This is a genomic window from Pseudomonas sp. MM213 (assembly GCF_020423045.1).
Classification (GTDB): Bacteria; Pseudomonadota; Gammaproteobacteria; order Pseudomonadales; family Pseudomonadaceae; genus Aquipseudomonas; species Aquipseudomonas migulae.
On the sequence record NZ_CP081943.1, the window covers coordinates 3,903,374 to 3,916,430 of the forward strand.

The following is a 13,057-nucleotide window of genomic DNA, read 5'->3' on the forward strand; positions in this document are numbered from 1 at the left end:
CCTTACTTAGCAGCTTTTTTACGAGGCGCTGGTGCTTGTGGTTTCAGTTCTTCTTGGCGACCACCAATTACTTCGCCTTTGAAGATCCAAACCTTTACACCGATCACACCGTAAGTGGTGTGAGCTTCGTAGTTGGCATAGTCGATGTCGGCACGCAGGGTGTGCAGTGGCACACGACCTTCGCGATACCATTCAGTACGTGCGATTTCAGCACCGCCGAGACGACCGCTCACTTGGATTTTGATGCCTTTGGCACCAATGCGCATGGCGTTCTGTACAGCGCGCTTCATAGCGCGACGGAACATTACGCGACGCTCCAGCTGCTGAGCTACGCTCTGCGCAACCAACATACCGTCGAGTTCCGGCTTGCGGATTTCTTCGATATTGATGTGCACAGGCACACCCATTTGCTTGGTCAGGTCCTGACGCAGTTTCTCAACATCTTCACCTTTCTTCCCGATAACGATACCTGGACGAGCGGTGTGGATGGTGATACGTGCAGTTTGGGCCGGACGATGGATATCGATACGGCTTACGGACGCGCTTTTTAGTTTGTCTTGGAGATACTCACGCACCTTCAGATCAGCGAACAAATAGTCCGCATAAGTCCGACCGTCTGCGTACCAGACGGAGGTGTGCTCCTTGACGATTCCCAGGCGAATGCCAATGGGATGTACTTTCTGACCCATCTCTTCGACTCCGTTACTTGTCAGCAACCTTGACAGTGATATGGCAAGACCGCTTGACGATGCGATCAGCACGGCCTTTGGCACGTGGCATGATTCGCTTCAGCGAACGCCCTTCGTTGACGAAAACGGTGCTGACTTTAAGGTCATCAACGTCTGCGCCTTCGTTATGCTCGGCGTTGGCTACGGCCGACTCCAGCACTTTCTTCATGATCTCGGCGGCTTTCTTACTGCTGAAAGCCAACAAGTTGAGCGCTTCGCCCACCTTCTTCCCGCGGATCTGGTCGGCGACCAAGCGGGCTTTCTGGGCGGAGATTCGAGCGCCCGACAACTTAGCGGCTACTTCCATTTCCTAACCCCTTAACGCTTGGCTTTCTTGTCAGCCACGTGCCCACGATAAGTGCGGGTACCGGCGAACTCGCCCAGTTTGTGGCCGACCATGTCTTCGTTCACGAGAACTGGAACATGTTGACGACCGTTGTGTACTGCGATGGTCAGACCGACCATTTGTGGCAGGATCATCGAACGGCGCGACCAGGTTTTAACTGGTTTGCGATCGTTCTTTTCCGCCGCCACTTCGATCTTCTTCAGTAGGTGAAGATCGATAAAAGGACCTTTTTTCAGAGAACGTGGCACTGTCGTATCCCTCTATTTACTTGCGACGACGGACGATCATTTTGTCGGTACGCTTATTACCACGAGTCTTCGCGCCCTTAGTCGGGAAGCCCCATGGCGATACCGGATGACGACCACCAGAGGTACGACCTTCACCACCACCATGTGGGTGGTCAACCGGGTTCATGGCAACACCACGAACGGTTGGGCGAACGCCACGCCAGCGTTTGGCACCAGCTTTACCCAGCGAACGCAGGCTGTGCTCGGAGTTCGAGACTTCACCCAGGGTCGCGCGGCATTCAGCCAGCACTTTACGCATCTCACCAGAACGCAGACGCAGGGTCACATAGACACCTTCACGAGCGATCAGCTGAGCCGAAGCACCAGCGGAACGAGCGATTTGCGCGCCTTTACCTGGCTTCAATTCGATGCCGTGTACGGTACTACCAACTGGAATGCTGCGCAGTTGCAACTGGTTGCCCGGCTTGATCGGAGCCAAAGCACCCGAAATCAGCTGGTCACCAGCGTTCACGCCTTTAGGGGCGATGATGTAACGGCGTTCGCCGTCTGCGTACAACATAAGAGCAATGTGAGCAGTACGGTTTGGATCGTATTCGATACGCTCGACAGTGGCTGGAATGCCATCTTTGTCGTTGCGACGGAAATCGACCAGACGATAATGCTGCTTATGGCCACCACCGATGTGACGAGTGGTAATACGACCATTGTTGTTACGACCACCAGACTTCGATTTCTTCTCGAGCAGCGGTGCGTGAGGAGCGCCTTTATGCAGCTCCTGGTTGACCACCTTGACCACATGACGGCGGCCAGGGGAAGTCGGTTTGCATTTAACGATTGCCATGATGCACCCCTTCCTTACTCAGCACTGCTGCTGAAATCGAGATCTTGGCCTGGCTGAAGGGAGATAACTGCCTTCTTCCAGTCATTACGCTTGCCCAGACCGCGAGCAGTACGCTTGCTCTTACCCAGAACATTCAGGGTAGTAACACGCTCTACTTTCACGCTGAACAGGCTTTCGACGGCCTTCTTGATTTCCAGCTTGGTTGCATCAGTAGCAACCTTGAAAACGAACTGACCTTTCTTGTCTGCCAGAACCGTAGCCTTCTCGGAAACGTGCGGGCCAAGCAGAACTTTAAATACGCGTTCCTGGTTCATCCCAGCAGCTCCTCGAATTTCTTCACGGCCGACACGGTGATCAACACCTTGTCGTATGCGATCAGACTAACTGGATCGGAACCTTGCACATCACGTACATCTACGTGCGGCAGGTTGCGAGCAGCCAGGTACAGGTTCTGATCAACAGCGTCCGACACGATCAGAACGTCGGTCAGGCTCATGTTGTTCAGCTTGCCCAGCAGGTCTTTGGTTTTCGGAGTTTCAACTGCGAAATCCTGAACCACGACCAGACGATCAGTACGCACCAGCTCAGCAAGGATGGAACGCATTGCTGCGCGATACATCTTCTTGTTCAGCTTCTGGGAGTGATCCTGAGGACGAGCTGCGAAAGTGGTACCGCCGCCACGCCAGATTGGGCTACGGATAGTACCGGCACGAGCACGGCCAGTACCTTTCTGACGCCATGGGCGCTTACCGCCACCACGAACGTCGGAACGGGTCTTTTGCTGCTTGCTACCTTGACGGCCGCCGGCCATGTAGGCCACGACTGCTTGGTGAACCAGCGTCTCGTTGAATTCGCCGCCAAATGTCAGTTCGGAAACTTCGATCGCTTGAGCGTCATTTACATTTAATTGCATGTCAGCTTCCCCTTAACCGCGAGCCTTGGCTGCTGGACGTACAACCAAGTTGCCGCCAGTAGCGCCAGGAACAGCGCCCTTGACCAACAACAGATTGCGTTCAGCGTCCACGCGCACTACTTCGAGGGACTGCACGGTCACGCGCTCAGCGCCCATATGACCGGACATTTTTTTGCCCTTGAATACACGACCAGGAGTCTGGCACTGGCCGATAGAGCCTGGAACGCGGTGGGACACGGAGTTACCGTGGGTATTATCTTGCCCGCGGAAGTTCCAACGCTTGATCGTACCCTGGAAGCCTTTACCTTTGGACTGACCGGTTACATCAACCAGTTGACCAGCGGCGAAGATTTCAGCGTTGATCAGATCGCCGGCCTGGTACTCGCCTTCTTCAAGACGGAATTCCATTACGGTACGACCAGCGGCAACGTTCGCTTTAGCGAAGTGGCCAGCCTGAGCAGCTGTAACACGCGAAGCACGACGCTCGCCTACAGTGACTTGCACTGCACGATAGCCATCGGTCTCTTCAGTTTTGAACTGGGTGACGCGATTCGGCTCGATCTCAATGACCGTGACCGGAATGGAGACACCTTCTTCGGTGAAAATACGGGTCATACCGCATTTACGACCGACTACACCAATAGTCATGTTGTAAACCTCATGAGTGTACGGGGCTTTCACCCGCTATGGCCGCCCATTTCAGAGCGTTACACGACTAAGACCGAGTCTTAGCCGAGGCTGATCTGCACTTCCACACCGGCCGCAAGATCAAGCTTCATAAGAGCATCAACGGTTTTATCCGTTGGCTGGACGATGTCCAGAACGCGCTTATGAGTACGGATCTCGTACTGGTCACGCGCGTCTTTGTTGACGTGCGGGGAGACCAGAACGGTGAACCGCTCTTTACGGGTAGGCAGTGGAATTGGACCACGCACTTGAGCACCAGTACGTTTCGCGGTTTCCACGATTTCCTGGGTGGATTGGTCGATCAGGCGATGGTCAAAAGCCTTCAACCTGATACGGATTTGCTGATTTTGCATTGGATTTCAGACTCCGGCTGCTATTCCCACCGGGCGCAATACGCCCGTTAAAAGGAGGCGCAATTCTATAGACGCCCCAGATAGGTGTCAACCCAATAAAAAAGCCCCCGCTAAGCGGGGGCTTTTTCAATTCATCAAAGCTTACTCAAAAAGAGCTTACTCGATGATTTTGGCTACGACGCCAGCGCCGACGGTACGACCGCCTTCACGGATAGCGAAACGCAGACCGTCTTCCATTGCGATGGTTTTGATCAGGGTAACAGTCATCTGAATGTTGTCACCTGGCATTACCATTTCAACGCCTTCTGGCAGCTCGCAGTTACCAGTCACGTCAGTAGTACGGAAGTAGAACTGTGGACGGTAGCCTTTGAAGAACGGAGTATGACGACCGCCTTCTTCCTTGCTCAGAACGTAAACTTCTGCGGTGAACTTGGTGTGCGGCTTAACCGAACCCGGCTTAACCAGAACCTGGCCACGCTCAACGTCGTCACGCTTGGTACCACGCAGCAGAACGCCGCAGTTCTCGCCAGCACGACCTTCGTCGAGCAGTTTGCGGAACATTTCAACACCGGTGCAGGTGGTGACGGTGGTGTCACGCAGACCAACGATTTCCAGTGGATCCTGAACGCGAACGATACCGCGCTCGATACGACCAGTCACAACAGTACCACGACCCGAGATCGAGAATACGTCTTCGATTGGCATCAGGAACGGCTTGTCGGTCAGACGAACTGGCTCTGGGATGTAGCTGTCCAGAGTTTCAACCAGTTTACGAACGGCAGTGGTGCCCATTTCGTTTTCGTCGTTGCCTTCCAGAGCCATACGAGCAGAACCGATGATGATCGGAGTGTCGTCACCTGGGAAGTCGTAAGTGCTGAGCAGGTCGCGAACTTCCATCTCAACCAGTTCCAGCAGCTCTGCGTCGTCTACCAGGTCAGCCTTGTTCAGGAAAACCACGATGTACGGAACGCCTACCTGACGGGACAGCAGGATGTGCTCACGGGTTTGTGGCATCGGACCATCAGCGGCCGAGCAAACCAGGATAGCGCCGTCCATCTGAGCAGCACCGGTGATCATGTTCTTCACATAGTCAGCGTGACCTGGGCAGTCAACGTGAGCGTAGTGACGGATCAGCGAGTTGTATTCAACGTGCGCGGTGTTGATGGTGATACCACGAGCTTTCTCTTCTGGTGCGCTGTCGATCTTGTCGAAGTCAACACGAGCCGAACCGAAAACTTCGGAGCAGACGCGAGTCAGAGCAGCAGTCAGAGTGGTTTTACCGTGGTCAACGTGACCGATGGTGCCAACGTTGACGTGCGGAAGGGAACGATCAAATTTTTCTTTAGCCACGACAATTAACTCCTAGCCTAAAGGACTGAATCAGCCTTGTTTTTTGGTTACAGTTTCGACGATGTGCGACGGAGCTGTATTGTATTTTTTGAATTCCATAGAGTAGCTTGCGCGACCTTGGGACATGGAACGAACGTCGGTCGCATAACCGAACATCTCGCCCAACGGAACCTCGGCACGAATTACTTTACCGGAAACCGTATCTTCCATACCCAGGATCATGCCGCGACGACGGTTAAGGTCGCCCATCACGTCACCCATATAGTCTTCAGGTGTAACAACCTCTACAGCCATGATCGGCTCAAGCAACTCACCACCGCCCTTCTGGGCCAGTTGCTTGGTCGCCATGGAAGCAGCCACCTTAAACGCCATCTCGTTCGAGTCGACGTCATGGTAGGAACCATCAAACACGGTAGCCTTCAGGCCGATCAGCGGATAGCCGGCAACAACGCCGTTCTTCATCTGCTCTTCGATACCCTTCTGGATAGCCGGGATGTATTCCTTAGGAACCACACCACCCACTACTTCGTTCAGGAATTGCAGACCTTCCTGACCTTCGTCAGCAGGAGCAAAGCGAATCCAGCAATGACCGAACTGGCCACGACCGCCGGACTGACGAACGAACTTGCCTTCGATTTCGCAGCTCTTCGTGATGCGCTCACGGTACGAAACTTGAGGCTTACCGATGTTGGCTTCGACGTTGAACTCACGGCGCATCCGGTCAACCAGGATGTCCAGGTGCAACTCGCCCATGCCGGAGATGATCGTTTGACCAGTCTCTTCATCAGTCTTGACGCGGAAAGACGGGTCTTCCTGAGCAAGTTTGCCCAGAGCGATACCCATTTTTTCCTGGTCATCCTTGGTCTTAGGCTCTACGGCAACCGAAATAACCGGCTCCGGGAAGTCCATGCGAACCAGGATGATTGGCTTGTCAGCGTTGCACAAAGTCTCACCAGTGGTGACGTCCTTCATGCCGATCAAGGCCGCGATGTCACCAGCGCGAACTTCCTTGATCTCTTCGCGGGCGTTTGCGTGCATTTGCACCATACGACCCACACGCTCTTTCTTGCCTTTAACCGAGTTGATCACGCCGTCGCCGGAGGCCAACACGCCCGAGTAAACTCGAACAAAGGTCAAAGTACCCACGAATGGGTCGGTAGCGATCTTGAACGCCAGAGCCGAGAACGGCTCGCTGTCGTCTGCGTGACGCTCCATTTCCTTGGTCTCGTCATCCGGGTCAGTACCCTTGATGGCAGGAATGTCGGTAGGAGCAGGCAGGTAGTCGATAACGGCGTCGAGAACCAGGGGAACGCCCTTGTTCTTGAAGGAAGAACCGCAAACAGCCAGAACGATCTCGCCAGCAATAGTACGCTGACGCAGAGCGGCCTTGATTTCCGCGTTGGTGAGTTCTTCACCTTCGAGGTACTTGTTCATCAGCTCTTCGCTGGCTTCTGCCGCAGCTTCAATCATGTTGCTGCGCCACTCGTCAGCCAATTCCTGCAATTCAGCAGGGATAGGCTCGCGACGTGGAGTCATGCCTTTGTCAGCGTCATTCCAGTAAACAGCTTCCATGGACATCAGATCGATCTGACCCTGGAAGTTGTCTTCGGAACCGATAGCCAACTGGATTGGCACCGGAGTGTGACCCAGACGCTGCTTGATCTGACCGATCACGCGCAGGAAGTTTGCACCAGCACGGTCCATCTTGTTTACGTAAACAAGACGTGGAACGCCGTACTTGTTGGCCTGACGCCATACGGTTTCCGACTGAGGCTCAACACCCGAGGTACCGCAGAACACAACGACCGCGCCGTCGAGAACACGCAGGGAACGTTCAACTTCAATAGTGAAGTCAACGTGGCCCGGGGTGTCGATGACGTTGAAGCGATACTGATCTTTGTGCTGCTTCTCGGAACCCTGCCAGAAGGCGGTAATAGCAGCAGAAGTAATGGTAATACCACGCTCCTGCTCCTGCACCATCCAGTCTGTGGTCGCGGCGCCGTCATGCACCTCGCCCATTTTGTGACTTTTGCCAGTGTAAAAAAGGACGCGCTCGGTGGTGGTGGTTTTACCAGCATCCACGTGAGCAACGATACCAATGTTACGGTAGCGATTAATCGGTGTAGTACGAGCCATAAAGCCCTCGCAAAATTAGTGACGCTAAAATTAGAAGCGGTAGTGCGAGAAAGCCTTGTTGGCTTCAGCCATACGGTGCACGTCTTCACGCTTCTTAACTGCAGCACCTTTGCCTTCAGCAGCGTCCAACAGTTCGCCAGCCAAACGCAGAGCCATAGACTTCTCGCCGCGCTTACGGGCGAAGTCTACCAACCAGCGCATTGCCAGAGCGTTACGACGGGACGGACGAACTTCGACCGGAACCTGGTAAGTAGCACCGCCTACACGGCGCGACTTTACTTCGACCAGCGGAGCGATGGCGTCGAGAGCTTTCTCGAAGATTTCCAGGGGGTCGCTGTTCTTGCGTTCTTTAACCTTCTCCAGCGCGCCATAAACGATACGCTCGGCAACGGCTTTCTTGCCGCTTTCCATCACGTGGTTCATGAACTTGGCCAGGATTTGGCTTCCGTATTTTGGATCGTCAAGCACTTCGCGCTTGGCTGCTACGCGTCTTCTTGGCATGGATAAGCCCTCAAACGGTCTTCAGGTTCGCTCGGAATCAGTGCCCTTTCGGGACGCCTCCGACCTTACTCTTATCGACTCAGAAAAATAGATGATTCAGTTTTTACAAAAAGCCACTACTACTTAGGCTTCTTGGTACCGTACTTCGAACGACCTTGGTTACGACCTTTAACGCCGGAAGTATCCAAAGAGCCGCGAACGGTGTGGTAACGAACACCTGGCAAGTCTTTTACACGACCGCCGCGGATCAGTACCACGCTGTGCTCTTGCAGGTTGTGGCCTTCACCGCCGATGTACGAGGAAACCTCGAAACCGTTGGTCAGACGCACACGGCATACTTTACGCAGTGCCGAGTTAGGTTTTTTCGGCGTGGTGGTATACACACGGGTGCATACGCCACGACGTTGCGGGCAGTTCTGCAGCGCAGGCACGTCGGATTTCTCGACGATACGCTTACGCGGCTGACGTACCAGCTGGTTGATAGTTGCCATCTACTAGCTCCACTGTTGTCTTGCGACGCTATTGTCTTGCAAGAAAAGCAAAATGGCAGGAACGAATTCCCGCCAAATTTAGGGGTACAAGAGTCTAAAGAGGATCTTGCCCCCAGTCAAGACAAGGCCCCGACCTTCCCGCTTATCCAACCTCGACAAAATGTCTTGATTCGATGAACGGAACGATCAGGGCCTTGGCTCATTTATCGCAGAACTCAGTTACCGCTCGAGTTCAGCGCTTCGGTCAGTGCAGCTTCCACTTCACTGGCGCTTACGCGCAACGGTTTGTCAGCATCACGACGGCGTTTACGCTCGCTGTGATAAGCCAGACCGGTACCAGCCGGGATCAGACGACCCACGACCACGTTTTCTTTCAGGCCGCGCAGGTAATCGCGCTTGCCGGTTACCGCCGCTTCGGTCAGTACGCGAGTGGTTTCCTGGAAGGAAGCCGCCGAGATGAACGATTCGGTGGACAACGACGCCTTGGTGATACCCAGCAGCACGCGAGTGAACTTGGAAACGAATTTCTCGTCGTTCGCCAGGCGCTCGTTCTCTACCAATACGTGAGTCAATTCCATCTGGTCGCCCTTGATGAAACTGGAATCGCCGGATTCAGCGATTTCAACTTTACGCAGCATCTGACGCAGGATGGTCTCGATGTGCTTATCGTTGATCTTCACGCCTTGCAGACGGTAAACGTCCTGGATCTCGTTCACGATGTACTTGGCCAGCGCACTTACACCCAGCAGACGCAGGATGTCGTGTGGATCGCTCGGGCCGTCGGAGATAACTTCGCCGCGGTTTACCTGTTCGCCTTCGAAGACGTTCAGGTGACGCCACTTCGGAATCAGCTCTTCGTACGGATCGCTACCGTCGTTCGGAGTGATGACCAGACGGCGTTTGCCTTTGGTCTCTTTACCGAACGCGATGGTGCCGCTGACTTCAGCCAGAATCGAGGCTTCTTTCGGACGACGGGCTTCGAACAAGTCGGCAACACGCGGCAGACCACCGGTGATGTCACGGGTCTTCGAAGTCTCTTGCGGAATACGAGCGATAACATCACCGATCGCGATTTTCGCACCGTCCGCAACACCGACCAGGGCGTTGGCTGGCAGGAAGTACTGAGCGATAACGTCAGTGCCTGGCAGCAACAGATCCTTGCCGTTGTCATCAACCATCTTCACAGCAGGACGGATATCTTTACCGGCAGCTGGACGGTCTTTGGCGTCGAGAACTTCAATGTTGGTCATACCGGTCAATTCGTCAGTCTGACGCTTGATCGTGATGCCTTCTTCCATGCCCACGTAGGTCACGGTACCTTTCATTTCGGTAACGATTGGGTGAGTGTGCGGATCCCACTTGGCCACGATTGCGCCAGCGTCGACCTTGTCACCTTCTTTAACCGAAATCACAGCACCGTACGGCAGCTTGTAACGCTCGCGCTCACGACCGAAGTCATCAGCGATTGCCAGCTCACCGGAACGGGACACAGCAACCAGGCAACCATCCACTCGCTCAACGTGCTTCAAGTTGTGCAGACGGACGGTACCGCCATTCTTCACCTGAACGCTGTCAGCTGCGGAGGTCCGGCTTGCCGCACCACCGATGTGGAACGTACGCATGGTCAGCTGGGTACCCGGCTCACCGATGGACTGGGCAGCGATAACGCCGACCGCTTCACCGATGTTCACCTGGTGACCACGAGCCAAGTCACGGCCGTAGCACTTGGCGCAAATGCCGTAGCGGGTTTCGCAGCTGATCGGCGAACGCACGATCACTTCGTCGATGCTGTTCAGCTCGATGAACTCGACCCACTTCTCGTCTACCAGAGTGCCGGCAGGAACGATAACTTCCTCGGTACCTGGCTTGAATACGTCACGGGCAATGACACGACCCAATACGCGCTCACCCAACGGCTCAACAACGTCACCGCCTTCAATGTGCGGAGTCATTACCAGGCCATGCTCGGTGCCGCAATCGATCTCGGTCACAACCAGATCCTGCGCCACGTCTACCAGACGACGAGTCAGGTAACCGGAGTTCGCAGTTTTCAACGCGGTATCCGCCAAACCTTTACGAGCACCGTGAGTCGAGATGAAGTACTGAAGTACGCTCAAACCTTCACGGAAGTTCGCAGTAATCGGCGTTTCGATGATGGAACCATCCGGCTTGGCCATCAGGCCACGCATACCGGCGAGCTGACGGATCTGCGCAGCAGAACCCCGTGCGCCCGAGTCGGCCATCATGTACATCGAGTTGAAGGACTCTTGGTCGACTTCGACGCCATGACGGTCGATGACTTTCTCTTTCGAGAGGTTGGCCATCATCGCCTTGGAAACTTCGTCGTTCGCCTTGGACCAAAGGTCGATCACTTTGTTGTACTTCTCGCCCTGGGTTACCAGGCCGGAGGCGTACTGACTTTCGATCTCTTTCACTTCGTCGGTAGCAGCACCGATGATGCGGGCTTTTTCATCCGGGATAACGAAGTCGTTAACACCGATGGAAACGCCGGAAATAGTCGAATAGGCAAAACCGGTGTACATCAACTGGTCAGCGAAGATCACGGTCTCTTTCAAACCAACCACGCGGTAGCACTGGTTGATCAGCTTGGAGATCGCCTTTTTCTTCATCGGCAGGTTGACGACGTCGTACGACAGACCTTTTGGTACAACCTGGAACAACAGCGCACGGCCGACAGTGGTGTCGACGATACGAGTGTTGGTCACGCTGCCGCCATCACGGTCATTGACGGTTTCGTTGATCCGCACTTTGACTTTTGCGTGCAGCGCGGCTTCGCCGGCACGGAACACACGGTCAACTTCCTGCAGATCCGCGAACACACGACCTTCGCCCTTGGCGTTGATCGCTTCACGAGTCATGTAGTACAGACCCAATACAACGTCCTGCGACGGAACGATGATTGGCTCACCGTTGGCTGGCGACAGAATGTTGTTGGTCGACATCATCAACGCACGCGCTTCCAACTGGGCTTCCAGTGTCAGCGGTACGTGCACGGCCATTTGGTCGCCGTCGAAGTCGGCGTTGTATGCAGCACAGACCAGAGGGTGCAGCTGGATAGCCTTACCTTCGATCAGTACTGGTTCAAACGCCTGGATACCCAGACGGTGAAGGGTCGGTGCACGGTTGAGAAGCACTGGGTGTTCGCGGATAACTTCAGCGAGAACGTCCCAAACTTCCGGCAGCTCGCGCTCAACCATCTTCTTCGCAGCTTTGATGGTGGTAGCAAGACCACGCATTTCCAGCTTGCCGAAAATGAACGGCTTGAACAGCTCGAGAGCCATTTTCTTCGGCAGACCGCACTGGTGCAGACGCAGGGTCGGACCTACGGTAATTACCGAACGACCCGAGTAGTCAACACGCTTACCGAGCAAGTTCTGACGGAAACGACCTTGCTTACCCTTGATCATGTCAGCCAAGGATTTCAGAGGACGCTTGTTGGAACCGGTGATAGCGCGACCACGACGACCGTTGTCGAGCAGTGCATCGACGGCTTCCTGCAACATACGCTTTTCGTTGCGCACGATGATGTCCGGAGCGGACAGATCGAGCAGACGCTTCAAGCGGTTGTTACGGTTGATCACTCGACGATACAGATCGTTGAGGTCGGAAGTCGCGAAGCGACCGCCATCCAGCGGGACCAGTGGACGCAGATCTGGCGGCAGAACCGGCAGAACGGTCAGCACCATCCATTCTGGAAGGTTGCCGGAACCCTGGAAGGCTTCCATCAACTTCAGACGCTTGGACAGCTTCTTGATTTTGGTTTCGGAGTTGGTTTGCGGAATTTCTTCACGCAGACGGCCAATCTCGTGTTCCAGGTCGATAGCGTGCAGCAGTTCGCGGACAGCTTCGGCACCCATGCGGGCATCGAAATCGTCGCCGAACTCTTCCAGCGCTTCGAAGTACTGCTCATCGTTCAGCAGCTGACCTTTTTCAAGGGTGGTCATGCCTGGATCGATAACGACATAGCTCTCGAAATAGAGAACGCGTTCGATATCACGCAGGGTCATATCCATCAGCAAGCCGATACGCGACGGCAGCGATTTCAGGAACCAGATGTGGGCAACTGGCGAGGCCAGTTCGATGTGCGCCATGCGCTCACGACGAACTTTAGCCAGCGCGACTTCAACGCCGCACTTCTCGCAGATCACACCACGGTGCTTCAAGCGCTTGTACTTACCGCACAGGCACTCGTAATCCTTTACCGGGCCAAAGATCTTGGCGCAGAACAGGCCGTCACGCTCAGGTTTGAACGTACGGTAGTTGATGGTTTCCGGCTTTTTAACTTCACCGAACGACCACGAACGGATCATCTCAGGCGATGCCAATCCAATACGGATGGCGTCGAACTCTTCGACTTGACCCTGGTTTTTCAGCAAATTCAGTAGGTCTTTCAAGGCCTTTCCTCCTGGCGGAGCAGAGAGCGGGCAATCCTGCCCCGCTCT

At 54.6% G+C, this 13,057-nt stretch carries 13 protein-coding genes; all 13 read right to left on the minus strand.

The annotated features are described in order from the left end of the window. Positions 1-2 precede the first annotated feature (2 nt). The 13 genes from rpsC to rpoC all read right to left on the minus strand — a co-directional run bounded on the left by rpsC (position 3) and on the right by rpoC (position 13,009). Complete coding sequence (rpsC, locus tag K5R88_RS17785; RefSeq protein ID WP_003176422.1) at positions 3-689, minus strand: 30S ribosomal protein S3; 687 nt, start codon at positions 687-689, stop codon at positions 3-5. 13 nt (positions 690-702) lie between these two features. After that, on the minus strand, positions 703-1,035 hold the full coding sequence (rplV, locus tag K5R88_RS17790) for a 50S ribosomal protein L22 (protein WP_003103908.1): 333 nt from the start codon (positions 1,033-1,035) through the stop codon (positions 703-705). Between the two features lie 11 nt (positions 1,036-1,046). After that, the gene (gene rpsS / locus K5R88_RS17795; protein ID WP_002555486.1) at positions 1,047-1,322 is read right to left on the minus strand and encodes a 30S ribosomal protein S19; all 276 of its coding nucleotides are present in this window, start codon (positions 1,320-1,322) and stop codon (positions 1,047-1,049) included. A gap of 16 nt (positions 1,323-1,338) precedes the next feature. Then, complete coding sequence (rplB, locus tag K5R88_RS17800) at positions 1,339-2,163, minus strand: 50S ribosomal protein L2 (RefSeq protein WP_008030897.1); 825 nt, start codon at positions 2,161-2,163, stop codon at positions 1,339-1,341. Positions 2,164-2,177: 14 nt separating this feature from the next. Further along, complete coding sequence (gene rplW, locus K5R88_RS17805) at positions 2,178-2,477, minus strand: 50S ribosomal protein L23 (RefSeq protein WP_002555488.1); 300 nt, start codon at positions 2,475-2,477, stop codon at positions 2,178-2,180. Beyond that, a complete protein-coding gene (gene rplD / locus K5R88_RS17810) occupies positions 2,474-3,076 on the minus strand; it encodes a 50S ribosomal protein L4 (RefSeq protein WP_003228735.1) in 603 nt (200 codons plus the stop codon). The genes rplW and rplD overlap by 4 nt, the downstream gene beginning before the upstream one ends. 12 nt (positions 3,077-3,088) lie before the next feature. Then, the gene (gene rplC, locus K5R88_RS17815; RefSeq protein WP_003186059.1) at positions 3,089-3,724 is read right to left on the minus strand and encodes a 50S ribosomal protein L3; all 636 of its coding nucleotides are present in this window, start codon (positions 3,722-3,724) and stop codon (positions 3,089-3,091) included. Between the two features lie 80 nt (positions 3,725-3,804). After that, entirely contained in the window at positions 3,805-4,116 is a 312-nt protein-coding gene (rpsJ, locus tag K5R88_RS17820; protein WP_003186070.1) for a 30S ribosomal protein S10, read from the minus strand. Positions 4,117-4,272: 156 nt separating this feature from the next. Continuing rightward, a complete protein-coding gene (gene tuf / locus K5R88_RS17825; protein ID WP_008030895.1) occupies positions 4,273-5,466 on the minus strand; it encodes an elongation factor Tu in 1,194 nt (397 codons plus the stop codon). 30 nt (positions 5,467-5,496) lie between these two features. After that, positions 5,497-7,602 (minus strand): elongation factor G, encoded by a 2,106-nt coding sequence (gene fusA / locus K5R88_RS17830; protein WP_008030893.1) that lies wholly within the window; start codon positions 7,600-7,602, stop codon positions 5,497-5,499. Positions 7,603-7,632: 30 nt separating this feature from the next. Continuing rightward, complete coding sequence (gene rpsG / locus K5R88_RS17835; protein ID WP_002555493.1) at positions 7,633-8,103, minus strand: 30S ribosomal protein S7; 471 nt, start codon at positions 8,101-8,103, stop codon at positions 7,633-7,635. Between the two features lie 119 nt (positions 8,104-8,222). Continuing rightward, positions 8,223-8,594 (minus strand): 30S ribosomal protein S12, encoded by a 372-nt coding sequence (gene rpsL / locus K5R88_RS17840; protein ID WP_002555494.1) that lies wholly within the window; start codon positions 8,592-8,594, stop codon positions 8,223-8,225. A gap of 215 nt (positions 8,595-8,809) precedes the next feature. Further along, positions 8,810-13,009: a DNA-directed RNA polymerase subunit beta' gene (gene rpoC, locus K5R88_RS17845; RefSeq protein WP_008030891.1), complete on the minus strand. Its 4,200-nt coding sequence runs from the start codon at positions 13,007-13,009 to the stop codon at positions 8,810-8,812. Between the last annotated feature and the right edge of the window lie 48 nt (positions 13,010-13,057).

Excerpts from the sequence above, each read along its gene's own strand:
- rpsG (WP_002555493.1), bottom strand. The coding sequence starts at position 8,103 with ATGCCAAGAAGACGCGTAGCAGCCAAGCGCGAAGTGCTTGACGATCCA.
- rplW (WP_002555488.1), bottom strand. The coding sequence starts at position 2,477 with ATGAACCAGGAACGCGTATTTAAAGTTCTGCTTGGCCCGCACGTTTCC.
- fusA (WP_008030893.1), bottom strand. The coding sequence starts at position 7,602 with ATGGCTCGTACTACACCGATTAATCGCTACCGTAACATTGGTATCGTT.
- rpsL (WP_002555494.1), bottom strand. The coding sequence starts at position 8,594 with ATGGCAACTATCAACCAGCTGGTACGTCAGCCGCGTAAGCGTATCGTC.
- rplV (WP_003103908.1), bottom strand. The coding sequence starts at position 1,035 with ATGGAAGTAGCCGCTAAGTTGTCGGGCGCTCGAATCTCCGCCCAGAAA.
- rplC (WP_003186059.1), bottom strand. The coding sequence starts at position 3,724 with ATGACTATTGGTGTAGTCGGTCGTAAATGCGGTATGACCCGTATTTTC.
- rpsC (WP_003176422.1), bottom strand. The coding sequence starts at position 689 with ATGGGTCAGAAAGTACATCCCATTGGCATTCGCCTGGGAATCGTCAAG.
- rpsJ (WP_003186070.1), bottom strand. The coding sequence starts at position 4,116 with ATGCAAAATCAGCAAATCCGTATCAGGTTGAAGGCTTTTGACCATCGC.
- rplD (WP_003228735.1), bottom strand. The coding sequence starts at position 3,076 with ATGCAATTAAATGTAAATGACGCTCAAGCGATCGAAGTTTCCGAACTG.
- rplB (WP_008030897.1), bottom strand. The coding sequence starts at position 2,163 with ATGGCAATCGTTAAATGCAAACCGACTTCCCCTGGCCGCCGTCATGTG.